General features: G+C 62.4%; 14 protein-coding genes and 1 pseudogene. 5 read left to right on the top strand and 10 right to left on the bottom strand.

Going from position 1 to position 24,854, the window contains the following annotated elements; translation table 11 throughout:
- Positions 1-47 precede the first annotated feature (47 nt).
- The 3 genes from glgB to CQ041_RS22365 all read right to left on the bottom strand — a co-directional run bounded on the left by glgB (position 48) and on the right by CQ041_RS22365 (position 7,741).
- Entirely contained in the window at positions 48-2,285 is a 2,238-nt protein-coding gene (glgB, locus tag CQ041_RS22375) for a 1,4-alpha-glucan branching protein GlgB (protein ID WP_105524398.1), read from the bottom strand.
- A complete protein-coding gene (gene treS / locus CQ041_RS22370) occupies positions 2,282-5,629 on the bottom strand; it encodes a maltose alpha-D-glucosyltransferase (protein WP_105524399.1) in 3,348 nt (1,115 codons plus the stop codon). Before treS ends, glgB begins: the two co-directional genes overlap by 4 nt.
- 123 nt (positions 5,630-5,752) lie before the next feature.
- Complete coding sequence (locus tag CQ041_RS22365; protein WP_105524400.1) at positions 5,753-7,741, bottom strand: alpha-1,4-glucan--maltose-1-phosphate maltosyltransferase; 1,989 nt, start codon at positions 7,739-7,741, stop codon at positions 5,753-5,755.
- A 203-nt stretch (positions 7,742-7,944) separates the two neighbouring features.
- Between CQ041_RS22365 and CQ041_RS26420 the strand changes: the two genes are divergently transcribed.
- The gene (locus CQ041_RS26420) at positions 7,945-8,115 is read left to right on the top strand and encodes a hypothetical protein (RefSeq protein ID WP_177429412.1); all 171 of its coding nucleotides are present in this window, start codon (positions 7,945-7,947) and stop codon (positions 8,113-8,115) included.
- Here CQ041_RS26420 and CQ041_RS22360 read toward each other — a convergent pair.
- On the bottom strand, positions 8,093-8,584 hold the full coding sequence (locus tag CQ041_RS22360; RefSeq protein ID WP_105524401.1) for an MgtC/SapB family protein: 492 nt from the start codon (positions 8,582-8,584) through the stop codon (positions 8,093-8,095). The genes CQ041_RS26420 and CQ041_RS22360 overlap by 23 nt on opposite strands.
- 119 nt (positions 8,585-8,703) lie before the next feature.
- Here CQ041_RS22360 and CQ041_RS22355 point away from each other — a divergent pair, with 119 nt between their 5' ends.
- The 4 genes from CQ041_RS22355 (at position 8,704) to CQ041_RS22340 (ending at position 12,534) form a co-directional block, all read left to right on the top strand.
- Positions 8,704-8,943, top strand: coding sequence for a DUF3203 family protein (locus tag CQ041_RS22355; protein WP_105524402.1), 240 nt, complete (start codon positions 8,704-8,706; stop codon positions 8,941-8,943).
- Positions 8,944-9,127: 184 nt separating this feature from the next.
- Entirely contained in the window at positions 9,128-10,537 is a 1,410-nt protein-coding gene (ccoG, locus tag CQ041_RS22350; protein ID WP_105524403.1) for a cytochrome c oxidase accessory protein CcoG, read from the top strand.
- 54 nt (positions 10,538-10,591) lie between these two features.
- Positions 10,592-12,001, top strand: coding sequence for a GntR family transcriptional regulator MpaR (gene mapR, locus CQ041_RS22345; protein ID WP_105524449.1), 1,410 nt, complete (start codon positions 10,592-10,594; stop codon positions 11,999-12,001).
- Between the two features lie 68 nt (positions 12,002-12,069).
- The gene (locus CQ041_RS22340) at positions 12,070-12,534 is read left to right on the top strand and encodes a hypothetical protein (RefSeq protein WP_231501165.1); all 465 of its coding nucleotides are present in this window, start codon (positions 12,070-12,072) and stop codon (positions 12,532-12,534) included.
- A gap of 8 nt (positions 12,535-12,542) precedes the next feature.
- Here CQ041_RS22340 and CQ041_RS22335 read toward each other — a convergent pair.
- From CQ041_RS22335 to CQ041_RS22310, 6 genes and pseudogenes are all read right to left on the bottom strand, one after another.
- A pseudogene (locus CQ041_RS22335) lies at positions 12,543-13,288 on the bottom strand (SDR family oxidoreductase).
- A gap of 54 nt (positions 13,289-13,342) precedes the next feature.
- On the bottom strand, positions 13,343-15,439 hold the full coding sequence (locus CQ041_RS22330; RefSeq protein ID WP_105524404.1) for a bifunctional diguanylate cyclase/phosphodiesterase: 2,097 nt from the start codon (positions 15,437-15,439) through the stop codon (positions 13,343-13,345).
- 181 nt (positions 15,440-15,620) lie between these two features.
- Positions 15,621-17,168: an efflux transporter outer membrane subunit gene (locus CQ041_RS22325; RefSeq protein WP_105524405.1), complete on the bottom strand. Its 1,548-nt coding sequence runs from the start codon at positions 17,166-17,168 to the stop codon at positions 15,621-15,623.
- Positions 17,165-20,272 (bottom strand): efflux RND transporter permease subunit, encoded by a 3,108-nt coding sequence (locus tag CQ041_RS22320; RefSeq protein WP_105524406.1) that lies wholly within the window; start codon positions 20,270-20,272, stop codon positions 17,165-17,167. Before CQ041_RS22320 ends, CQ041_RS22325 begins: the two co-directional genes overlap by 4 nt.
- Entirely contained in the window at positions 20,269-23,370 is a 3,102-nt protein-coding gene (locus CQ041_RS22315) for an MdtB/MuxB family multidrug efflux RND transporter permease subunit (RefSeq protein ID WP_105524407.1), read from the bottom strand. Before CQ041_RS22315 ends, CQ041_RS22320 begins: the two co-directional genes overlap by 4 nt.
- Positions 23,367-24,671 (bottom strand): MdtA/MuxA family multidrug efflux RND transporter periplasmic adaptor subunit, encoded by a 1,305-nt coding sequence (locus CQ041_RS22310; RefSeq protein ID WP_105524408.1) that lies wholly within the window; start codon positions 24,669-24,671, stop codon positions 23,367-23,369. Before CQ041_RS22310 ends, CQ041_RS22315 begins: the two co-directional genes overlap by 4 nt.
- Positions 24,672-24,854: the final 183 nt, after the last annotated feature.

Raw genomic sequence — 24,854 nt, 5'->3', positions numbered from 1 at the left:
GCATCCTGCCAGTAGCGTGGACAACAGAATCCCGCACCGTAGAGCCGTTATCCTGCTTCCGGCCGCAAAATCAGCACCCCCAGCGGCGGCAGATTCAACGACAACGACACCGGTTGGCCATGACGCGGCTCATCCTGGGTAAAGACGTCACCACCGTTGCCGAAATTGGACCCTGCGTAAGTATCCGCATCGGTGTTGATCACCTCGCTCCAGCGCCCGGAGAATGGCACGCCCACGGCATAGGCCTCACGGGGCACCGGGGTGAAGTTGGCGACCACCAGCACCGGTTTGCCGTCCTTGCTCCAGCGCAGCCAGGCATAGACGCTGTTGATTGCATCGTCGCCGATCAACCACTGGAACCCCTGGGGTGCGTCGTCCTGTTCATGCAGGGCGGTCTCATCGCGGTACAGGCGGTTCAAGTCACCTACCAGCTTCTGCACACCCTTGTGCTCGGCGTACTGCAGCAGGTACCAGTCCAGTTGCTGATCGTGGTTCCACTCGCGCCATTGGCCAAATTCACAGCCCATGAACAATAGTTTCTTGCCCGGATGGGTCCACATGAACGCCAGGTAGGCCCGCAGGTTGGCGAACTTCTGCCAGCGGTCGCCGGGCATCTTGTCGATCAGTGAATGTTTGCCGTGCACCACTTCATCATGGGAGATCGGCAGGATAAAACGCTCGGACCAGGCGTAGACCAGGCCGAAGCTCAGTTCGTTGTGATGATGGGCGCGGTACACCGGGTCCTGCTGGATGTAATGCAACGAATCGTGCATCCACCCCATGTTCCACTTGTAGTTGAAACCCAGGCCGCCCTGTTGCGTGGGTTGACTCACGCCAGGCCAGGCCGTGGACTCTTCGGCGATCACCAAGGCACCCGGCGCTTCCAGGGCTACCACGTCGTTGAGGTGACGCAAGAAGTCGATGGCTTCCAGGTTCTCGCGACCGCCATGGCGGTTGGGCACCCACTCGCCGGCCTTGCGCGAGTAGTCGCGGTACAGCATCGACGCCACGGCATCCACCCGCAGGCCGTCGATGTGGAAATGCTTGAGCCAGTGCAGGGCCGAAGCCAGCATGAAGCCGTGCACTTCAGTGCGCCCGAGGTTGTAGATCAGGGTGTCCCAATCCTGGTGAAAACCTTCCAGCGGGTTGGCGTATTCATACAGTGCGGTGCCGTCGAATTGGGCCAGGCCGTGGGTATCGGTCGGAAAATGCGCCGGCACCCAATCGAGGATCACGCCGATATCGGCCTGGTGCAGGGCGTTGACGAAATAGCCGAAGTCATCCGGCGAGCCGAACCGTGCCGTGGGCGCGAACTGCGACAACGCCTGGTAACCCCAGGAGCCGCCGAACGGGTGCTCCATGATCGGCATCAGCTCCACATGGGTAAAGCCCAACTGCTGCACGTAGGGAATCAGGCGGTCAGCCAGTTCGCGCCAGCCGTACTGACGCGACACTTCGCCCGCCTCGTCCAGCTCGCATTGCCAGGACCCCACGTGCAATTCGTAGATCGACAGCGGCGCGCTGGGCTTGTGCCGCTCTACCCGCGATTGCATCCACGCGTCGTCCTGCCAATCCACATGCAAGGGCGCGGCGACCTTGGACGCGGTGTCGGGTGGCAGCTGGGTGGCCAGCGCCATCGGATCAGCCTTGAGCGGCAGGATGCCGTTGGCGCCGAGGATCTCGTACTTGTAGGCCGCGCCCGGTTGCAGGCGCGGGATAAAGATTTCCCACACACCGGAGGGATGGCGCAGGCGCATCGGATGACGGCGACCGTCCCAGATATTGAAGTCACCGACCACCGAAACACGCCGCGCATTCGGCGCCCAGACCGCGAAACGCACACCTTGCACGCCATCGATGCTGGTGACCTGGGCACCCAGGCAGCTGCTCAGGTCGCGGTGGTTGCCCTCGGCAAACAGGTAGAGGTCCATCTCCCCCAGCAACAACTGGCTGAAGCTGTAGGGATCTTCAGTGATCTGCTCACCGCCGGCCCACTGAATCTTCAACAGGTAGGGCTCACGGGTCGAGAAATGCCCGACGAACAGCCCCGGCACCTGGCTCGCGTCCAGGCTGCCGATCGGCTCGCCGCTGTCGCGTGCCAGCACCTGCACGCTCAAGGCTTCAGGCAGAAACGCGCGGATGAACTGGCCACCCTGCTCATCATCATGGGGCCCAAGGATCGAAAATGGGTCATGGTGCTCGGCGCGTACCAGCGCCTCGACATCCCTGGATGCCGGCAATGCCGTCAACTTCGGTTGCAGCGGTTCTTTATGTGTAAAGCTCATGACATGTCCCTACCGCGTGCAGTTTTCGATATAGGTCCCAGCCCACTGAGCAAGCCGTGCAACCCTTGCAGGGGCACCGGCAGCCAGGTCGGGCGATTTTCTGCTTCGTAGGCCACTTCGTACGCGGCCTTTTCCAGACTGAATAACGTCAGCGCTGCGTCCTGCCCGTTGGCATCCTGCCAGTCATGCGCCAGTGTAGACGTAGCTGACTGATAAGCCTGGATAAATGCCTCGCGCGCTTCACTCAGGTAACGGTCCGTGACGCGCCTGCGCGCCAGGTCCGCTTCGGGCGAGTGATCCACCCCTTGCACATTCAGGGCCATGGCCGCCGCGTAATCAAAGGAACGCAGCACGCCGCTCACATCTTTATACGGGCTGTGCTTGCCGCGCCGTTCGTGCAGTGGGCGCGCCGGTTCACCTTCGAAGTCGATCAGGTAAGCATCGCCTTTCACCACCAGTACTTGCCCCAGGTGCAGGTCACCGTGAACGCGAATGCGCAATCCGCCTGCGGTGGCTTTGGCCAAGGCCTGGACGTGACCGGCGATGGCTTTTTTCTGCGCCAGCAAGTCACTGACCAGCGTCTGATCCGCCGGGTTCAATTGGTTTTGATGCAGCTCAAGCAAGTGCAAGGCGCGGTCGAGTTGCGCACCCACATCCTTGGCCCAGGCTTGGGTGTCTTTGGTGGTGGTGACTTCGGGCTTGAAATCCTTGTTGGCGGTTTTCGCCCCCAATACCAAGTGCATCTCGCCCAGGCGCTGACCGAGCAACCCGGCAAAATCCTTCAGCTCGCCGAGCGCGTTGTAGTGTTGCTCCTGTTCGGACATGGCCTCGGCCAGTTCATCGCGAATCGCCCGTTCCAGGCTGTTCTGGGTCCAGGCCCAGGCATCCCCCTGATTGCTCAAGTAGCCTTGGGCAATCATCAGCAGGTTGTCCTGCCCTGCTCCGTCGCGGCGCACGACCGCGCCCAGCAACGGCGAGATGTTCGGGTAATCGGCGGCCGTCAGGTAGGCGCTCATTTCCAGCTCAGGGTGCACGCCGGAGGCGACTTTGCGGATCAGCTTGAGTACCAGCCGCTCGCCGACCACCACCGAGCTGTTGGATTGCTCGGCGGACAGGTAACGCACCTCGGTCTGGTCGGTCAGCTGCAACCCCTCCAGGTGCGGCGTGGCGTCGAAGTGCAAATCGCCATCCTCGGTGTTCAATACCGTCCCGGCCTGCAGGCCCTGGATCACCGCGCGAATGAAAGGCTCCAGGCTGAAGGCGTCCGTCACCAACCCCACCTGGCGCACACGCCGTACCCGCGCCATGGCCAGCTGCTGCGGCAAGGCACTGGTGAACTGATCTTCACCGAGAAAACCAAACGGCAGTTGATAGCGACTGGTCTGCCCGCCGCTGGTCACATCGAGTTCGCTGAGCAATACCGGGTGCTGAGGGTCGCCAAACCGCACGCCATAGGCGATGCGCACGCTGTCGATCGCCGTGTCCTTGCCGGCAAACCAGCGGCGTTTGGGCAGCCACGCTGGCAGCGACGTCTGTTCGAGGCTGGTGCGGCACGGTTCTTCGAGCAATTCTTCCATACGTTTTTTCAATACCAGGGTGGTGAAGTCCGGCATGCTTTGCGCCGGTTCCACGTGCCAGCTGGGCATCTGGTTTTCCGCCGCCAGCACGAACCAATAGAAGCCATAGGGGGCCAGGGTCAGCAGGAAATTCAGCTGGCCGATGGGCGGGAAGGCGTTACCGCCGAGCATCTCCACTGGCACCATGCCGGCGAACGCCGACAAGTCCAGTTCGGCAGCCTGGGCACTGCGGGACACGTTGGCCACGCACAAGATGATCTCGTTGCGGCCGTCTTCGGCGGTGAACTCGCGGGTATACGCCAGGATGCGGCGGTTGCTCGGCGAGAGCATCTTCAAGCTGCCCCGGCCGAACGCCTTGGACTGCTTGCGCACCGCCAGCATGCGCCGGGTCCAGTTGAGCAGCGAATGCGGATCCTGGGTCTGGGTCTCGACATTCACCGACTGATACCCGTACTGGGGGTCCATGATCGGCGGCAGCACCAGGCTGGCCGGGTCGGCGCGGGAAAAGCCGCCGTTTCGGTCGATGGACCACTGCATCGGGGTGCGCACCCCGTCACGGTCGCCGAGGTAGATATTGTCGCCCATGCCGATTTCATCGCCGTAATACAGGGTCGGCGTGCCCGGCATCGACAACAGCAGGCTGTTGAGCAGCTCGACGCGGCGGCGGTCACGTTCCATCAGCGGCGCCAGGCGCCGGCGAATGCCCAGGTTGATGCGCGCGCGGCGGTCGGCGGCATAGTAGTTCCACAGGTAATCGCGCTCTTTGTCGGTGACCATCTCGAGGGTCAATTCATCGTGGTTGCGCAGGAAAATCGCCCATTGGCAATTGGCGGGAATCTCCGGGGTCTGGCGCAGAATGTCGGTGATGGGGAAGCGATCTTCCTGGGCCAGGGCCATGTACATGCGCGGCATCAGGGGGAAATGGAAAGCCATGTGGCATTCATCGCCGTCGTCGCCCTTCTGGTCACCGAAATACAGCTGCGTGTCCTCCGGCCATTGGTTGGCCTCGGCGAGCAACATGCGGTCGGGGTAGTGGGCGTCGATCTCGGCGCGGATCTGCTTGAGCACGCCATGGGTTTCCGGGAGGTTCTCGTTGTTGGTGCCGTCGCGCTCGATCAGATACGGAATGGCGTCCAGACGCAGGCCGTCGATGCCCATGTCCAGCCAGTAGCGCATCACCGACAGCACGGCTTCCATGACCTTGGGGTTGTCGAAGTTGAGGTCGGGCTGGTGGGAATAGAAGCGGTGCCAGAAGTACTGGCCAGCTACCGGGTCCCAGGTCCAGTTGGACTTTTCGGTGTCGAGGAAAATGATGCGGGTGCCATCGTACTTCTGGTCATCATCACTCCACACGTAGAAGTCCCGCGCCGCCGAGCCCGGCTTGGCCTTGCGCGCCCGCTGGAACCAGGGGTGCTGGTCGGACGTGTGGTTGATGACCAGTTCGGTGATCACCCGCAGCCCGCGCTTGTGGGCCTCGGCGATGAAGCGCTTGGCGTCGGCCATGGTCCCGTAGTCGCTGTGTACGCCGCGGTATTCCGCGATGTCGTAACCATCATCGCGACGTGGCGAAGGGTAGAACGGCAACAGCCAGATGGTGTTCACGCCCAGGTCGGCGATGTAGTCGAGTTTGGCAATCAGGCCGGGAAAGTCGCCGATACCGTCGTTATTCGAATCGAAATAGGATTTGACATGAACTTGGTAGATCACCGCGTCCTTGTACCAGAGCGGGTCCTTGATAAAGGTCGCTGGGGTGGGTTTCTTCGCCATTGGAAACTCCTGGAAAACTTGAATGCCTACCTGAATAAATGCAACCCCGAACGTTTGGCGTCCTCAAGCGTGACGCGAAGCGTCACCAGGGGCGTTCCCACGCGGCGCGTGGGAACGATCAACTCAAGGGGTCGTGATGCGCCAGATGCCAAATGGAGTGTGGGGCTCCAGGCGCATCCACTGGGTCTTGCCATACCAGGTCCAACGGTGGCCATTCATCAGGTCTTCGCCCTGGGTATGGGCGTCATCGGGCAAGCCGAGCTCCCATAGCGGCAGTTCGAAGTTGGCTTCCTGAGCGTTGTAGGGGTCGAGGTTCACCGCCACCAGAATGAAGTTGCTGCCATCCTCGGTACGCTTGCCGAAATACAGGATGTTGTCGTTCCAGGCGTTGTACAGCTTCAAGCCCAAATGAGTCTGCAACGCCGGGTTTTGCCGGCGAATGCGGTTGAGTTGGGCGATTTCGGCGATGATGTTTCCTGGCGCAGTGAAATCTCGGACGCGGATCTGGTATTTTTCCGAATCCAGGTACTCCTCTTTGCCCGGCACGGGCGCGGCCTCGCACAGCTCGTACCCCGAATACATGCCCCAAAGCCCCGAGCCCATGGTGGCCAGCGCGGCGCGGATCAGAAATCCCGGGCGGCCGGACTCGTGCAGGAACGCGGGGTTGATATCCGGCGTATTGACGAAGAAATTCGGCCGGAAGCATTCGCGCAACGGCGACTCATTGAGCTGGGTGAAGTACTCGCTCAACTCGGCCTTGGTGTTGCGCCAAGTGAAGTAGGTGTAGCTCTGGGAGTAACCGACCTTGCCCAGGCGCGCCATCATCGCCGGGGTGGTAAAGGCTTCGGCGAGGAAGATTACATCGGGGTATTTGGCCCGCACGTCGCTGATCAACCATTGCCAGAATGGCAAGGGCTTGGTGTGAGGGTTGTCGACGCGAAAGGTCTTCACGCCCTCTTCCACCCAACCCACCACGACGTCGCGCAGTTCGGTCCACAGGCTGGGGATCGCATCGGCGGCATAGAAGTCGACGTTGACGATGTCCTGATATTTCTTCGGCGGGTTCTCGGCGTACTTGATCGTGCCGTCCGGGCGCCAGTTGAACCAGCCGGGGTGCTGCTTGAGCCACGGGTGGTCCTGGGAGCACTGAATGGCAAAGTCCAGGGCGATTTCAAGGCCGTGGTCGGCGGCGGCCTTGACCAGCCGGCGGAAATCATCGCGGCTGCCCAACTGCGGATGGATTGCCTCGTGGCCACCGTCTTCGCTGCCGATGGCATACGGGCTGCCGGGATCGTCAGGGCCGGCGGTCAGGGCGTTATTCGGCCCCTTGCGATGGCTGCGACCAATGGGATGGATCGGCGGGAAGTACAGCACGTCGAAGCCCATGTCGTGGATCATCGACAAGCGCGAGTGCACATCATTGAAGGTGCCGTGGCGCGCCGGGTCGTCCGTGATCGAGCGGGGAAACAGCTCGTACCAACTGGCAAACAGCGCGGCCGTGCGCTCCACATCGATCGGATACGCAGGGCTGATGCTCAAATACGCACGGTGATCGGCCTGGGTCATCAGGTGCGCACTGTCTTCGTGCAGGAATTGCGCAACCTGCTCGGTTTCCAGCAGGCCCGACAGTTCGTGATGCAGCAGCATCAAGCGATCGCGCAATTCGTTATCGCTGCGCTCGGCGGCCTGCAGCACCAGGCTGCGGCCCTCCTGCAATTCAAGGCTGACCGGCACCCCGGCCTCGTGTTTCTTGCGCAATTCATAGCAGAAGCTGGCGAAGGTATCGATCCAGGCTTCGATGCAGTATTCATGGGGGCCCTGGGTAATGACGGTAAATGCGCCTTCCCAGCCATTGTTGCCCACATCGCTCATCACCACGCTGTGCCAGCTCTCTTCATGCAAGGCACGCCAGCGGATCAGCACCGCGAGCTTGTCATGGCCATCGGCGAACACTTTGCTGGTGACATTGACCCGCTGGCCGACCACGGCCTTGACGGCAAATTCGCCGCCGTCGATAACGGGCGAGGTGTTTTCGATGGCGATCCTGGGCAGCAACAACGCCTGGGACAACGGTAACAAGGATTGATCTTGAGCCTGTACTTCAGCAGTCATCGAGCATCTTCCCCTTACGCCCTGTGGACGCTCTTTGCGTGATCCGAATTCCGATACGGCCGCGCTTTCCCTGAGCAGGCCGTCATAGGTCCGAGCCCGGGGCCGCGCGAAAAGTTCAGGTGGATGTGCCGCCATTGGGCGGGGAATCAATTCCCCCTGACGGCTGTCCACCGATAGAGCCAAGCACAAAGGAGGCCACACCCATGAATATCCCGATCCCTGCAGAAACCCCGGACCCGAACATCGACAAACCCGTGCTGCCGCCCGGCCCGGAAGAAATTCCCGAGGAAGAACCGCCGCAGGAAAAGCCTGTCGTGGAGGAGCCTCCGACCACCATGCCGCCAGTGATCGTCAATCTTTCTCGAAGCGTTTGACGATTTTCGGCATCACACTGAACACCGCCAATGCCAGCAAGGTACTCAGCACCGCTGTCGATTCCCGACCGAGTCCGGCCGAGACCCCAATCGCAGCGGTCATCCACAAGCCGGCGGCGGTGGTCAGCCCCTTGACGTGCCCCTCTTCATCATCCTTGCCCTTGATGATAGTGCCCGCCCCCAAAAAGCCGATTCCGGCAATCACGCCCTGCACCACCCGACTCATGGCATCCGCCTGGCTGCCGGACATCTGCGGCACCATCACGAACAACGCTGCGCCCAGCGCCACCAGCATATGGGTACGGACGCCCGCCGCCTTGCCCTTGCTCTCGCGTTCGAAGCCCAGAATGCCGCCCAGGATGGCCGCGATCAGCAGGCGCACCGTGATCTGGGTCAGTTGCCTGGCATCGCCGATATCGGCGAACTCGGCTTGCAGGGTTTGCCACACTTCGTGCCACCAGGCGTCCATGGAAGCTGTCCTTTTAATTGTCGATAAAGGATGGACAGCAGCGACCGCCAGTCAGTTGCCTTGAACCCGCGGGGCGGTCCCCGCCCTAATGTTCATAATCCTATGGGAAGGAGATCGGCATGACCGTACGTATCGAACATCAAATGTGCTACTTCAAGCTTGCCGAGGATGGCCAGGAACAAAGCCTGCCCGCCACCCGAGTGACCGTACTGACCGACGATGACAAGTCCATGTCTTACGTGGAATTGGCCGCCCAGAAAATCTACATCACCGAGGCGGAGGCCGATGCCCTCACCGTGGCTGGCGCTAGCGATGGTCGCAATCATGTAAAGGCCGAGGAGCCTGGTTCGCTGATTTGATTGATCTGTGTCAGCACCCACCGAATAAAGCTGCGCCCCTTTGCCTGCGGGGTGCAGCTGATTGTCGCAGCGCTTGCCCGGCCGCTCATCTGATCCGCTTTTTATCGCCCTAGCTGAGTCTGTTCTGCAAACAGACCGGCGCGCATAGTTCATCGGCCTGATGGAGGCTGTTGAGCGAACGACCATGAGCGAACGAATCCCCACCGTGGAAACCTTTGTGCCCATCCACCCGACGAAGGTGAAGGCCACATCCAGCGATACCCTGATTCACACCCGAAGTTTTACCGGCATGTTCCGCACCTTGCGCGTGAGCGGTGCCGGCTTCCTGTTCCTGGCATTCTTCGGCACGGTGTGGCTGAACTGGGGTGGTCGCCAGGCCGTGCTGTGGGACCTGGCTGAAAGCAAATTCCACATCTTTGGCGCGACCTTCTGGCCGCAGGATTTCATCCTGCTGTCAGCGCTGCTGATCATCTGCGCCTTCGGGCTGTTCGCCATCACCGTCTTCGCCGGCCGCGTGTGGTGCGGCTACACCTGCCCGCAGAGCTCATTCACTTGGTTGTTCATGTGGTGCGAAAAGGTCACCGAGGGCGAGCGCAACCAACGCATCAAACTGCACGCGGCCCCCTGGAACCTGAACAAGCTGGCGCGACGCTCAGCCAAACACACCCTATGGCTGGGCATCAGCGTGCTGACGGGGCTGACCTTTGTCGGCTACTTCACGCCGATCCGCCCCCTGGCCACCGACCTGCTGACCTGGCAAGTGGGCGGTGTGAGCCTGTTCTGGGTGCTGTTTTTCACTGCGGCCACGTACCTGAACGCCGGCTGGCTGCGCGAAGCGGTGTGCATGCACATGTGCCCGTACGCGCGCTTCCAGAGCGTGATGTTCGACAAGGACACCCTGACCATTGCCTACAACGCCGCCCGTGGCGAACGCCGGGGCCCGCGTAAACGCGAGACCCTCCCCGCCGACGCCGGCCTGGGTGACTGCATCGATTGCACATTGTGCGTGCAGGTGTGCCCTACCGGCATCGACATCCGCGACGGCCTGCAAATGGAATGCATTGGTTGTGCAGCGTGCATCGATGCCTGCGATTCGATCATGGACAAGATGGGTTATCCCCGTGGCCTGGTGAGCTATACCAGCGAGCATCAACTGCAAGGCGGCAACACCCGGCTGCTACGACCGCGCCTGATCGGCTACAGTGCGGTGCTGCTGATGATGATTGCCGCACTGGTGGTGGCATTGGTGGAGCGGCCGATGGTGTCGCTGGACGTGACCAAGGACCGGGGTCTTTTCCGTGAGAACGCCCAGGGCCAGATCGAAAACATCTACAGCCTCAAGGTCATCAACAAGACCCAGCAGCCCCAGGAATACCGCGTGGAACTGGTGGACGCGCAAGGCTTCGAACTGCACGGCAACACCCAGGTACGCCTGGCCCCCGGGGAAATCATCGACGTACCGGTGTCAGTCGCGATGCTGGCGGATAAACCCGCGAGCAGCTCGCAGACCGTGCGTTTCAGGGTCACGGACGTGGATGAGCCGTGGGTCTACAGCGCGGCCGATAGCCGCTTCGTGGCGCCGTTGAATCGCTGACACCCGGCACTGACGTTGATCGGTGCCTGTACCCAAAAATTGTTTAAGGCTGCCATGAAACGCTACGAAAAATTCGCCGACGACATCGCAGAACTGATCCGCTCCGGCGTCCTAGGTCCCGGCCAGCGCGTGCCCTCGGTGCGCTATGCCAGCCAGACCTACGGCGTCAGCCCGTCCACGGTGTTCCAGGCGTACTACCTGCTGGAGCGCCGCGGCCTGATCCGCGCGCGGCCGCGCTCCGGCTACTTCGTCAACACCCATGCACCCAGCCCGTTTTCCGAGCCGGTGGTGAGCGAAACGGTGCACGAATCCACCGAGGTTGACGTGAGCGAGCTGGTGTTCTCGGTGCTCGACTCGATCAAGGACCCCAACACGGTGCCGTTCGGCTCGGCGTTCCCCAGCCCGATGCTGTTCCCGCTGCCGCGACTGGCCCGCTCCCTGGCAAGCGCCAGCCGCGAAATGGACCCGCGCCTGGTGGTCACCGACATGTCGCCGGGCAACCCCCAACTGCGGCGGCAGATCGCCCTGCGCTACATGGTCGGCGGGCTGATGCTGCCGATGGAGGAGCTGCTGATCACCAACGGCGCACTCGAGGCCCTCAACCTCTGCCTGCAAGCCGTCACTGAACCTGGCGACCTGGTGGCCATCGAAGCGCCGGCGTTCTACGCCTGCCTGCAAGTGCTGGAGCGTTTGAAACTCAAGGCGGTGGAAATCCCCGTGCACCCTCGTGATGGCATCGACCTCGGCGCCCTGGCGCAAGCGCTCGAGCGTTATCCGATCAAGGCCTGCTGGAGCATGACCACCTTCCAGAACCCCATGGGCGCCACCGTGCCCGAGGCAAAGAAACAGGCGCTGGTGGAATTGCTGCGCGGCCATCAGGTGCCCCTGATCGAAGACGATGTCTACGCCGAGTTGTATTACGGACAACACGCGCCAAAACCGGCCAAGGCCTTCGACACCGAGGGCCTGGTGATGCACTGCGGCTCGTTCGCCAAGAGCCTGGCGCCGGGCTATCGAGTCGGCTGGGTGGCCGCCGGGCGCTTTGCGCAGAAGGTCGAGCGGTTAAAGCTGATGACCTCACTGTGCCCGTCCATGCCGGCCCAGGCGGCGATTGCCGATTACCTGCAACACGGCGGCTACGACCGCCACCTGCGCAAATTGCGCTACGCCCTGGAGGAACAGCAAAGCGCCATGCTGGCGGCGATTGCGCGCTACTTCCCGGCGCAGACCCGCGTCAGCCAGCCCGCAGGCGGCTACTTCCTGTGGCTTGAGCTGCCAGAGGCGATCGATTCGCTCAAGCTGTTCCAGATGGCCTTGGCCCAAGGCATCAGCATCGCGCCGGGGCCGATCTTCTCGGCCACCCAGCGTTTCAGGAATTGCATTCGCTTGAACTACGGCAGCCCGTGGACCGAGACGTCGGAAAAAGCCATGGAAACGCTAGGAAGAATCGTGCGTTCGTTTTGAACCGGAACCAAACTCGCCAGGATGTCACACAGGGCAAACCTTTTCCCTGTTCAACCTGGAGACTTTCCATGAAGACGACGAGCATTTCTTCCCACACACCGCCGCGCGTGCCCCCCCACTACATGCGCGATGACGAGCAGAAGCAGGTGCGCGAAATGAACGGCCCCATGGGCCGCCCTGACGGCGACCATCGCTCTGCCGACAGCATCATCGAAAAAAGCTCCCTGCTGAAGAGCTTCCTTGACAACCGCGACAACTACCACATGATCGATGATCTGCGACGGCAGGTGGGCGATTGGACCCATGCCAACCCCGACCCTGAGGCCCGGGCAAACGCGGCCTACGACCTGGATAAAGTCTTGCGATTTATCGACAACCTCGACGACCGCCACTTGAACGCCATCCACAGCCGCAACGGCAACATTGACGGCTTTGCCAGCAACGGCTATGGCACGCTGGATAACTCGGAAGCCAGCGTACTCAAGGCGTTTTCCGAAAAGGGTTATTCGGTGCTGAAGCATTTACGCACCTGAACCCATGCCTAGCGACCACCACCCAGGTCCAGAAACGTGCCCGTGGCGTAGGACGCTTTATCCGACAACAGCCAGATAATCGCCTCAGCCACTTCATCCGGGCGCCCGCCACGGGCCATGGGAATACCCGACTCGAGCTTGCTGACCCGGTCCGGATCGCCACTCAAGGCATGAAAGTCTGTGAAGATGTAACCAGGCCGCACCGCATTGACGCGAATGCCCTCGCCCGCGACTTCCTTGGACAAGCCCAGGGTGAAGGTGTCGAGTGCGCCCTTGGACGCCGCGTAATCGACATATTCTCCCGGCGACCCGAGGCGCGCGGCCACCGAGACACGTTGACGATGCTGCCGCCCTGCCCGCCATGGCGCGGCGACATGCGCAGCACTGCGTGCTTGGCGCACAGGATCGGCCCCAGCACATTGGTTTTCATGATGTCGAGGATACGCAGCTCGGACATCTCATCGACCCGCGACTTGGGCCCCACCGTACCCGCATTGTTGACCAGCGCGGTGACCCGGCCCAACTCAGCGTCGACACGCTTGAACAACCCGATCACCTCATCTTCGCGGCTTACGTCGGCACGCACGGCGATGGCCTGGGCACCCAGGCCGCGCACCTGTTCGAGCACGCGCAGGGCGGCGTCCTCGTTGGCATGGTAGTTGATGCAGATACGATAACCCTGGCGAGCGGCCAGCAAGGCCGTCTCGGCGCCAATCCCACGGCTGCCCCCGGTGATGATGACCACTTTGTCCATGTGCGCGCGCTCCTGACTCAACCTGATGTTTATGGCTGGCTCAGAGAATACCCGTCACCCGTGGCTTTTGTCAGGCACCAGGGCAAGCTCGGCGCGCTGGATGTCGGCCATGAAGCCGTCCGCCGGCAACGGATGCCCCAGCAGAAAGCCTTGCAGCGAATTACAGCCCAGGCGTGTCAGGAAGTTTTGCTGCACATCGGTTTCCACGCCTTCGGCGACAATGCGCAGGCCGAGTGCCTGGCCGAGGGCGACGATGGCCGACACGATGGCCGCGTCGTCACTGTCGTGTTCGAGGTCGCGCACAAAGCCACGGTCGATCTTCAGCTCGTTGGCCGGCAGGCGCTTGAGGTACATCAGGCTGGAATAACCCGTACCGAAGTCATCGATGGACAGGTCGACGCCCATGTCCGACAACTGCTGGAGCACCGTCATGCTCGCGTCGGCGTCGCTCATGGCCGTGGTTTCGGTGATTTCCAAGGTCAGGCTGTTGGCGGGTAACTGGTGGCGTTCCAATGCCGCCGCCACACTGTTGACCAGCCCCGCGTGGCAGAACTGCAACGCCGACAGGTTCACCGCAATGCGCCAATCCTCATACCCTTCGGTGTACCACACGCGCATCTGACGGCAGGCCTCGTTGAGCACCCACTCACCCATCGGAATGATCAGCCCGGTTTTTTCCGCCAACTCGATAAACATCGCTGGCAGCAACAGGCCTTGCTGCGGATGCTCCCAACGCAGCAGCGCCTCCGCGCCGACTGCAATGCCGGTGACGGCGTCGAACTTGGGCTGGTAATACAAGCGAAATTGCTCGTGTTCGATGGCGTTGCGCAGGTCCTGCAGCAGTTGAAGTTGCTTGCGCGCGTTGGTGTTCATCGACACGTCGAAGAAGCTGTAGCCGTTCTTGCCCATGCCCTTGGCGTGGTACATGGCGGCGTCGGCGTTCATCAGCAGCTCGTGGGGGTTGCCGCCGTTGCCCGGGAAAAGGGCAATGCCGATGCTGGCCGAAATTTTCAGCTCATGCTCCGCCACATGGAACGCCTGGTTGATCAGCCCCACCTGGCGCTCGGCCAGACGCAGCGCGTCGTCAGGCTGGGCCAGTTGCACCAGTAAGACAAATTCGTCACCGCCGATGCGGGCCAGGGTGTCATGGCTGCGCAAGTCTTCGCGCAGGCGCAGGCCGACTTCCCGCAGCAACTGGTCGCCCATGTAGTGGCCGAAGGCATCGTTGACCGGTTTGAAGCCGTCCAGGTCGATAAACATCAGCGCAAAGCACCCCCCTTGCTCCTTGACCGCCTGCATGGCTTGTTGAATGCGGTCGGCCAGCAAGGTGCGATTGGGCAGCCCGGTGAGCATGTCGTGCAGGGCCAGGTGGGTCAGCTCCTGGTTGGCGAGGCTGAGAGAGTCGGCCAGCACCGCCGTGCGGGCTTCCAGGCGCGCGTCCAACAGCGAGGTCAGCAGCGCGATGGCGAGTACCGCAAGGGTGGTGACCAGCACCAGGTTATCCAGGCCCTTGCCGCTCAAGCCATTGAGCGCGGCACCGCAGAAACTCTCATCGGCAAAGCGGGCCGCAGCCATCCCGGTGTAGTGCATGCCGACAATGGCAAACCCCATCACGACCGCCGCTGCGCCCCGCAGCAGGCGCACATATGGCGTGTTGCGACGCAGGTTGTGGGCGATCCACAGTGCCGCGCCGGACGCAGCCACCGCGATCAGCAGCGAGGCGCCGAACAGGCTCGGGTCGTAGTCGATGCCCGGGGTCATGCGCATTGCCGCCATCCCGGTGTAATGCATGGCCGCGATGCCAGTGCCCATGACCAGCGCGCCAAACCCCACTTGCCAGGCCGGCAATTGCGGCTGGCTGACCAGCCACAGGGCGAAGCCGCTGGACAACACGGCCACCAGCAACGAGAACGCGGTAATGCCTAAATCGAAACCCAAGGCAAACGGCAAGCGCAGCGCCAGCATGCCGATGAAGTGCATCGACCACACACCGATGCCCATTGCGATCGCGCCGCCCGCGATCCACAAATACACCGCCCGCCCCCGGGCGGTGGCGATGCGGCCGGACAAGTCCAGCGCAGTGTAGGAAGCCAGGATCGCGACGAACAGGGAGATCACGACCAGAGAAGGTGAATAACTGCCGATGAGCATGGAATTTCTCGCTACAGACAGGCGGGATCAGCCTGTGCCGGGGGTGCAAAGCGGCCGATTGTAGCGAGAATAATTCTTGTACAGTTGATTAATTATCGTATAGCCATCATTGTCTTTTTGACGTCAATCTTACGTCTATAAAAACCATATAAATCAGTTGGTTGGAGAGAAGATCAGCGTCTCACGGTTTGTTCTCGATGGGCATCTGCCCGTCCCAGCCACCGCCCAGAGCCGCGATCAACTGGACACTGGCCACCAGGCGCGTTTGCAGCAGGGTCAGCACCGTGCGCTCATTGCTCAAGGCGGTCGCCTGTACCTGCACAACGTCCAGATAAGCGATCAAGCCCGCTTTGTATTGGTTCTGGGTCAGACGCAGGGATTCACGCGCGGCGTCCAGCGCTTCGTTGCTGACCACCGCCTCGTCCTCCAGCACCTTGAGCTGCACCATATAGTTTTCCACTTCGCGGAAACCATCCAGCACGGTCTGGCGGTACTTGGCCACGGTTTCATCGTAGCTGGCCACGGTGCGATCGACTTCCGCCGAGCGCTGGCCGCCGTCGAACAGAGTCATCGCGAGCTTGGGCCCCACCGACCAGAAACGGTTCGGCAGGCTGATCCAGTTGGCGTAGGTGCTGCTGGAATAACCCCCCGCCAGGCTCAGGCTCAGGTCCGGGTAATAGGCCGCCTTGGCCACGCCGATATTGGCGTTGGCAGCAATGACCGAGCGTTCTGCCGAGGCGATGTCCGGGCGGCGTTCCAGCAATTGCGACGGCAGGCTCAGCGGAATCTGTGGCAGTGCCGGTATGTCCTGGCTCACCGCCAGGTTGAAGTTGGCCGGCGCTTCGCCGATCAGCACGGCGATCGCGTTTTCCAGTTGGGCACGCTGCCAGATCAGATCGATCAGGCTGGCCTGGGTGCTCTTGAGCTGGGTCTGCGCCTGGGCAACCGCGTCCTTGCCGGAGACGCCGGCGCGGTACTGGTTCTGGGTCATTTGCAAGGAGCGCTGATAGGTGTCCAGGGTGGCTTGCAACAAGCGGGTCTGTTCGTCCATCACCCGCAGTTGCAGGTAGCTCTGGACCAACTCCGATTGCTGGCTCAAGCGCATGGCGGCAAGGTCCGCCGAACTGGCCTCGGCGCTGGCTTCATTGGCTTCCAGGCCACGGCGCAGCTTGCCCCAGATATCCGCCTCCCAGCTCACGCCCAACTGGGCGTTGAGGGTATCGCGGATACCGCTGCTGGAGCTGCTCAGGCTCGCACTGCTGCTGCCGGTGCCCTGGCTGGCGCGGGTCTTGCCGGCGCTGAGGTCCACGGTGGGGTAAAACGCGCCACGGGAACTGCGCACCAGGGCCTGTGCCTGGCGAAAACGCGCTTCGGCCTGGGCCACGGTCTGGTTGGAGGTGTTCAGGCGTGTGACCAGGTCGTTGAGCTGGCGGTCGCCGTACAGCTCCCACCAGGCGCCACGGGCCAGGGCGTCGCTGGGCGCGGCCTGGCGCCAGCCCTGGGCTTCCTTGAATTGCACCGGCTCGACCACCTCCGGGCGCTTGTAATCGGGGCCGATGGCGCACGCGCTGAGCAAGAGCGCCAAACCCACGGTAGGCGCGAGCTTGCTCGCGAAAACCGTCAACGATGACGCGCCGAGCCTGGAAGCACGCGCTGCCTTTGAGTGTCTCGCCGGCAAGCCAGCGCCTGCAGAGGATCGCGGAACGTTGGCGTTAATTGAATCGGTCATAGCGCAGTGTCCAGGGCAGCATCGGTACGCACGCCGCGCCAGGCGTTGAAGCGATGGCGCGCGCGGTCGAGATAGAGGTAGACCACCGGGGTGGTGTAGAGGGTCAGGACCTGGCTGAACACCAGGCCGCCAATAATCGTCAGGCCCAGGGGCTGGCGCATTTCCGCGCCGTCGCCGGAGCCGAGCAGCAGCGGCAAGGCGCCAAGGATGGCTGCCAGCGTGGTCATCAGGATCGGCCGCAGACGCAGCAGGCAGGCGCTGCGGATCGACTCCAGCGGCGTCATGCGCTCGTGGCGCTCCAGTTGCAACGCCAGGTCGATCATCAGGATCGCGTTTTTCTTCACCACGCCAATCAGCAGGAACAAGCCCAGCAGGGAAATCAGGCTGAACTCCCCGCCCAGCAGGTAGATCGACAGCAACGCGCCAACGCCCGCCGACGGCAGCGTCGAGAGGATGGTCAGCGGGTGAATGTAGCTCTCATACAGAATGCCCAGCACCAGGTACACCGCCACCAGCGCGCCGAGGATCATGAACGGCTGGCCCTTCTGGGTCGCGGCAAATGCATCGGCGGTGCCGGCCATCTTGGCGATCACGTCCTCCGGCAAGCCGACCTTGGCAATCGCTCGCTCGATAGCGGCCGTGCCCTGCTCCACCGTGACGCCGGGCGCCATGTCGAACGCGATGGTTTCCGACGCGAACTGGCCTTCATGGCTGACACGGTCGTCCGCCAGGCTGTTCTCATAATGGGCAATGGTGGACAACGGCACCCGCGCGCCATCGGCAGTGATCACCTGCATCTGGTTGAGGGTGATCGGGTCCTGGGCGTATTTCGGGTTGACCTCCATCACCACCTGGTACTGGTTGAGGCTGTCGTAGATGGTTGAAATCTGCCGTTGGCTGTAGGCGTTGTTGAGCACCGAGGTGACCATGTCCATGTCGATCCCCAAGCGCTTGGCCTGGTCACGGTCGACCACCAGCGTGACCTGCGCCGCACCCCGGCCTTCACGGGCATCGATGGCGGTCAGCTCCGGCAGCTCGCGCATGGCTGCCACCACTTTCGGGTACCACAGGCGCAACGCGGCCAGGTCTGCGCTTTGCAGAATGTACGAATACTGTGCGCTGCTCTGCCCGCGGCTGCCGCCAAATTGCAGGTCTTGGTCGGCCATCAGGAACAGCCGCCCACCGGGCACCGGCGGTACGCTTTTGCGCAGCCGCTCGATCACCGCCTGGGCAGAAACCTTGCGTTCGCTGATGGGCTTGAGGCGCACCAGCATGGTCGCGTTGTTGGTCCCGTTGTTACCGCCAATGAAGCCCGCCACGCTCTGCACCGCAGGGTCTTTGAGCACTGCCTGGCGGAAAATCTCCATCTTGGGCTGCATCACGTTGAACGACAGGCCGTCATCGCCACGGGCAAAACCGATCAACTGGCCGGTGTCCTGCTGGGGCATGAAGGTCTTCGGCACCACCACGTACAGCGCAATGTTGACGCCGACGGTGATCAACAGGCTGAGCAAGGTCAGGCGACGATGGCGCAGCACCCAGTCCAGGCTGGTGGCATAACCGGCCACCATGCGGTCGTTGATTTTCTGGCTCCAGCGCTGCACGCCAGTCATGTGCCCTTTGACGTGGGGCTTGAGCCAGCGCGCGCAGAGCATCGGCGTGAGGGTCAGCGACACCACCAGCGAGACGATGATCGCCGCCGACAGGGTGATGGAAAACTCGCGGAACAGGTTGGTGACGATCCCGCCCATGAACAGGATGGACAGGAACACCGCCACCAGCGACACGTTCATCGACAGCAAGGTGAAGCCGACTTCCTGGGCCCCCAGGTAGGCCGCCTTCATCGGTGGCACGCCGTCGTCGATATGCCGAGAGATGTTTTCCAGCACCACGATGGCATCGTCCACCACCAGTCCGGTGGCGAGGATCAGCGCCATCAGCGAGAAGTTGTTCAACGAGAAGCCGTAGAGGTACATCACCGCAAAGGTGCCCACCAGCGACACGGGCACGGCCAGGGTCGGGATCAGCGACGCACGGAAATTGCCGAGGAACAGGTACACCACGAGGATCACCAGGGCCACGGCGATCAGCAAGGTCATCTCGGCTTCATGCAAGGTCGCGGTGATCACCGGCGAACGGTCCATGGCCAGGTTGAGCTTGACGCTGGACGGCAGCACCGCCTGCAACGCCGGCAACTGTTCCTTGATCTGCCGCACGGTCTCGATGATGTTGGCCCCGGACTGGCGGTTGATCACCAGCAGCACCGCCGGTTCGTTGTTGAAGAAGCCGCTGTTGTAGCGGTCCTCCACCCCATCGCTGATCTTGGCCACATCACCCAGGCGCAGGGCGGCGCCGTTCTGGTAGCGGATCAGCAGGGGCTCGTAGTCCTTGGCCTTTTCCAACTGGTCGTTGGCCTGGATCTGCCAGTTGCGTTCGGCGTCTTCCAGCGACCCCTTGGGCCGCCGCTGGTTGGCGTTCGCGATGGTGTTGCGCACATCGTCCAGGGCCACGCCGTATTGGTCCAGGGCCTTGGGCTCCAACTCGATGCGCACCGCCGGCAGGGAGCTGCCGCCAATCTGCACTTCGCCCACGCCCGGCACCTGGGACAGGCTCTGAGACAGGATGGTCGAGGCCAGGTCGTACAACTGGCCTTTCTGCAACACGTCCGAAGTCAGCGACAGCACCATGATCGGCGCCTGGGACGGGTTGATCTTCTTGTAGGTGGGCATGCTGCGCATGCCGCTGGGCAACAGGTTGCGAGAGGCGTTGATCGCGGCCTGCACTTCGCGCGCCGCACCGTTGATGTCGCGGTCGGAGTCGAACGCGAGGATCACCCGTGTCGAGCCCTGGCTCGACGAACTGCTCAGGGTGGTGACGCCGGCAATCGCACCAAACGAGCGCTCCAGCGGCGTTGCCACCGTAGACGCCATCACCTCGGGGCTGGCGCCCGGCAGGCTGGCCGACACCACGATCACCGGGAAGTCGATCTGCGGCAGCGGCGACACCGGCAGCAGGTTGAAACTCACCCCGCCCAGCAACATGATCGCCAGGCTCAGCAGCATGGTCGCTACCGGCCGGCGAATGAAAGGTCCGGACAGGTTCATGACTCAACCGGCTCCAGGCTTTGCGGCTCTTTGCGCCAGCGGCGACCGAGGCGGTCGAAATACAGGTAGATCACCGGAGTGGTGAACAGGGTCAGCACCTGGCTCACCAGCAGGCCGCCCACCATCACCAGGCCCAACGGCTGACGCAACTCGGCGCCAGAGCCGCTGGCGAGCATCAAGGGCACCGCGCCAAACAGCGCGGCCAGGGTGGTCATCAGGATCGGACGGAAGCGCAGCAGCGCCGCCTGGTAAATGGCCGTCTGCGGATCAAGGCCCTGGTTGCGTTCGGCGTCGAGGGCGAAGTCGATCATCATGATCGCGTTCTTCTTGACGATACCGATCAGCAGGATGATGCCGATGATCGCGATCATGCCCAGGTCATTGCCGCTGAGCAGCAACGCCAGCAAGGCCCCTACCGCTGCCGACGGCAAGGTGGACAGGATGGTGATCGGGTGGATGTAGCTCTCGTAGAGCACGCCGAGCACGATGTACATGGTCACCACGGCCGCCAGGATCAGCAGCAAGGTGCTCGACAGCGACGCTTCGAACGCCTGCGCCGCGCCCTGGAACTGGGTCTGCACGCCCACCGGCATGCCGATGTCCTGCTGCGTCTGGTTGATCAGCTCCACGCCCTTGCCCAGCGCCACGCCGGGGGCCAGGTTGAACGACATCATGACCGCCGGGAACTGGCCGATGTGGGCAATCGCCAACTGCGCCTGGCGCTGTTCCACACGAGCCAGGCTGGACAGGCGCACCTGGCCGCCATCGGTGGTTTTGACATGGATCTGGTTCAGCGCATCCGGCCCCAGGGTTTCACCGGACTGAGCCTGCAACACCACGCGGTACTGGCTGGCCTGGGTGTAGATGGTGGAAATCTGCCGTTGGCCAAAGGCGTCGTACAACGCGTCGGTGATGGTCGACACACTGACGCCCAGGCGCGAGGCCGCATCACGGTCGATCACCAGAAACACCTGCAACCCCTTGTCCTGCAGGTCGCTGGCCACATCGGTGAGTTCCGGCAACTGAGCCAGGGCGTGTACCAGCTTGTCGCTCCACAGCGCCAGCAGCTCGGCGTCCGGCGAGGACATGCTGAACTGGTACTGGGTGCGGCTCACACGGTCTTCGATGGTCAGGTCCTGCACCGGTTGCATGAACAGGCGGATCCCCACCAGCTTGTCCATTTGCGGTTGCAGGCGGTTGATCACTTCGACGGCGCTCAAGTCACGCTGGGCGTGGGGCTTGAGATTGATCAGCAGGCGACCGCTGTTGAGGGTGGCGTTGTCGCCGTCCACACCGATGTAGGACGACAGGCTTTCCACCGCCGGGTCGGCCAGGATGATCTTGGCCAACGCCTGCTGGCGTTGGCTCATGGCGGCAAAGGAGATCGACTGCGGCGCTTCGGAAATGCCCTGGATCACCCCGGTGTCCTGCACCGGGAAAAAGCCCTTGGGCACGATCAGGTACAGGAACACGGTAAGGGCCAGCGTGGCGATGGCCACCAGCAACGTCAGCGGCTGGTGCCTGAGCACCCACTGCAACAGGCTGCCGTACCGTGCAACCAACCAATCGATCCACGCACCGCTGGCTCGGTAGAAACGGCTCTGCTCTTCTTCCTTGGGTTCACGCTTGAGCAAGCGCGCGCACATCATCGGCGTGAGGGTCAGGGACACCACCAGGGAAATCAGGATGGCCACCGCCAGGGTGATGGCGAATTCGCGGAACAGGCGTCCCACGACGTCAGCCATGAACAGCAGCGGGATCAACACCGCGATCAGCGACAGCGTCAGGGAAATCAAGGTGAAACCGATCTGCTTGGCGCCCTTGAGCGCTGCCGCCATCGGCGTTTCGCCCTCCTCGATATAGCGGGAAATGTTCTCCAGCATCACGATGGCATCGTCTACCACAAAGCCGGTGGCAATGGTCAGCGCCATCAGCGTCAGGTTGTTGATGGAGAAACCCGCCAGGTACATCACGCCGAAGGTGCCCACCAGTGACAGCGGCACGGCGATGGAAGGAATGATCGTGGCGCTGACCCGGCGCAGGAACAGGAAGGTCACCATCACCACCAGGGCAATGGCGATCAGCAGCTCGTGCTGTACGTCGGTCACCGAGGCGCGGATGGTCTGGGTGCGGTCGGTGAGTACCGTCACGTCGATACCGGCCGGGAGGTTATCGGTGATGCTCGGCAGCAGCGCCTTGATGCGGTCCACCACATCGATCACGTTGGCGCCCGGCTGGCGCTGGATGTTGAGCAGCACGGCCTGGTTTTCGTTGGCCCAGGCGGCGAGGCGTTCGTTTTCGGCGCCATCGACGATCTGCGCTACATCCTTCAGGCGCAACGGTGCACCGTTGTTGTAGGCCAGGATCAGTTCGGCGTACTGCTGGGGCGAAACCAATTGGTCGTTTGCGTCGAGCATCGACACCCGCGTGGGGCCGTCGAAGTTGCCCTTGGGCTGGTTGACGTTGGACGCGGCGATCAGGGTGCGTACATCCGACAGGTTCAAGCCATTCGCCGCCAGGGCCTCGGGGTTGACCTTGATGCGCACGGCCTGGCGCTGGCCGCCGGCAATGCTGACCATGCCAACGCCGCTGATCTGGGCGATTTTCTGCGCCATGCGCGTGTCGACCAGGTCATTGAGCTTGGGCAACAGCATGGTCTTGGAGGTGATGGCCAGGGTCAGTACCGGGGTGTCCGCCGGGTTGACCTTGTTGTACACCGGCGGCGCCGGCAAATCATTGGGCAACAGGTTGGTGGCAGCGTTGATCGCGGCCTGCACCTGTTGCTCGGCGACATCCATGTTGATGTCGAGGTTGAAGCGCAGGGTCAGCACCGACGCGCCGCCGGAACTGGTGGACGCCATCTGCGTGAGGCCGGGCATTTGCCCGAACTGGCGCTCCAACGGCGCGGTGACCGCGCTGGTCATCACGTCCGGGCTCGCGCCGGGGTACAGGGTCATCACGCGGATGGTCGGGTAATCCACCTGGGGCAAGGCCGAAACCGGCAACAGGCGGTAGGCAATGATGCCGGCCAGAACAATGGCCAGCATGCTCAGCGTGGTGGCGACCGGGCGAAGGATAAACAGCCGCGACAGGTTCATGAACCGACCTTTTGCGCCTTGCCGGCGGTGGTGCCGGTCTCCCCTTTGGCCGCTGGTTTGCCTTGCAGGTGCTCAGTCGGCGTGGTCGGCACTTCGCTGCTGTCGTTGACCACTTCAATCTCGCTGCCGTCCTTGAGACGGTCGGTGCCTTCCAGCACCACACGGTCACCCGCCTTGAGGCCCTGCTTGATCACGGTATTGTCGCCATCGGTATCACCCACCACCAGCGGCTGTACCTTGACCTTCTTGTCGCCGTCCAGCACGTAGACGAAGGTGCCGGCATTGCCAAACTGAATCGCCGCCGAGGGCGCCAGCACGACGTTGTGCAGGGTGTCGGCCAGCAGGTGCACGTTGACGAACTGGTTGGGGAACAGCGCCTGGTCCTTGTTATCGAAGCGCGCCTTGAATTTCAGCGTGCCGGTGGTGACGTCAATCTGGTTGTCCAGGCTCTGCAGCACGCCGGCGGCCTGCTGCTTCGCGTCACCACGGTCCCAGGCTTCCACGGGCATCTGGTTGCCGGCGTGGTAGCGGGTGAGCACGGTTTCCAGGGAGTTTTCCGGCAGGGTGAACGCGACGCTGATCGGCTGGGTCTGGGTGATCACGGCAATGAACGTGGTGTCGTTGGCCGAGACCAGGTTGCCGACGTCGATCTGGCGCAAGCCCACACGACCGCTGATGGGTGCACGGATCTTGGTGAACTCGAGGTTGAGCTTGGCGTCATCCACCGCGCCCTGGTTGGTCTTGACCGTGCCCTGGTATTGCAAAACCAGCGCTTCGGCGGTGTCCAGGGTCTGCTTGGCGATACTGTCCTGGGCATAAAGGTCGCGATAGCGCTGCACATCGACCTGGGCGTTTTTCAACTGGGCCTGGTTCTGCAGCAACGTGCCCTGGGCCTGGAGCAAGGCGTTCTGATAGCTGCGTGGGTCGATCTCGGCCAACAGGTCGCCGGCCTTGACCCGCTGCCCCTCTTCAAAGGCGATCTTGACCAACTCGCCGCCCACCCGGCTGCGCACATTGATGGTGTTGAGCGCGGTCACTGTGCCCAGGGCCTTGTAGTACACCGGGAATTCCCCCAGCACCACCGGCGCAACGCGCACCGGCACCGGCTCGGTGGAGCCGCCGAAGCCCGGGCGCATCATCCCCGACTTACCGGCACGCCCGGCCTGCTTCTGCGCGGCGGCGTCGGTGTGGCTGGCGGGCCAGAATTTCCAGCACAGGCCGGCGATAACCAGCAGCACAAGCAGGCCGAACAGCCAGCGACGGGAATTGCGGGGGGACGATTGCATGGAGTGATCAACCATTGGGCGCGAGAGCTTCTTCTTCGGGAGGCTGAAAGATAAGCACTGGAGCGCGTTTAGAAAAGCGGCTTTACCGGCTATTTACCTTGGGCTTACAACTTTTAACGTCTGACCTTAGTCCATTGGCTAATTCAGCTAAGCATTTGACCCTTAAATGAAAACGGCCTGGACTAGGCCAGGCCGCAA

Origin of the sequence: Pseudomonas sp. MYb60, assembly GCF_002979555.1 — a bacterium.
GTDB lineage: Bacteria > Pseudomonadota > Gammaproteobacteria > Pseudomonadales > Pseudomonadaceae > Aquipseudomonas.
Note: the sequence above shows the minus strand (reverse complement) of the source record. Positions and strands in the feature narration are given on the sequence as shown.

Bases quoted from the DNA above. Each gene is read 5' to 3' on its own strand.
- CQ041_RS22330 (WP_105524404.1), bottom strand. From the start codon at position 15,439: ATGCTCATCGGCAGTTATTCACCTTCTCTGGTCGTGATCTCCCTGTTC.
- CQ041_RS22310 (WP_105524408.1), bottom strand. From the start codon at position 24,671: ATGGTTGATCACTCCATGCAATCGTCCCCCCGCAATTCCCGTCGCTGG.
- ccoG (WP_105524403.1), top strand. From the start codon at position 9,128: ATGAGCGAACGAATCCCCACCGTGGAAACCTTTGTGCCCATCCACCCG.
- CQ041_RS22355 (WP_105524402.1), top strand. From the start codon at position 8,704: ATGACCGTACGTATCGAACATCAAATGTGCTACTTCAAGCTTGCCGAG.
- CQ041_RS22325 (WP_105524405.1), bottom strand. From the start codon at position 17,168: ATGACCGATTCAATTAACGCCAACGTTCCGCGATCCTCTGCAGGCGCT.
- glgB (WP_105524398.1), bottom strand. From the start codon at position 2,285: ATGAGCTTTACACATAAAGAACCGCTGCAACCGAAGTTGACGGCATTG.
- CQ041_RS22315 (WP_105524407.1), bottom strand. From the start codon at position 23,370: ATGAACCTGTCGCGGCTGTTTATCCTTCGCCCGGTCGCCACCACGCTG.
- CQ041_RS22365 (WP_105524400.1), bottom strand. From the start codon at position 7,741: ATGACTGCTGAAGTACAGGCTCAAGATCAATCCTTGTTACCGTTGTCC.
- CQ041_RS22320 (WP_105524406.1), bottom strand. From the start codon at position 20,272: ATGAACCTGTCCGGACCTTTCATTCGCCGGCCGGTAGCGACCATGCTG.
- CQ041_RS22360 (WP_105524401.1), bottom strand. From the start codon at position 8,584: ATGGACGCCTGGTGGCACGAAGTGTGGCAAACCCTGCAAGCCGAGTTC.
- mapR (WP_105524449.1), top strand. From the start codon at position 10,592: ATGAAACGCTACGAAAAATTCGCCGACGACATCGCAGAACTGATCCGC.
- treS (WP_105524399.1), bottom strand. From the start codon at position 5,629: ATGGCGAAGAAACCCACCCCAGCGACCTTTATCAAGGACCCGCTCTGG.
- CQ041_RS22340 (WP_231501165.1), top strand. From the start codon at position 12,070: ATGAAGACGACGAGCATTTCTTCCCACACACCGCCGCGCGTGCCCCCC.
- CQ041_RS26420 (WP_177429412.1), top strand. From the start codon at position 7,945: ATGAATATCCCGATCCCTGCAGAAACCCCGGACCCGAACATCGACAAA.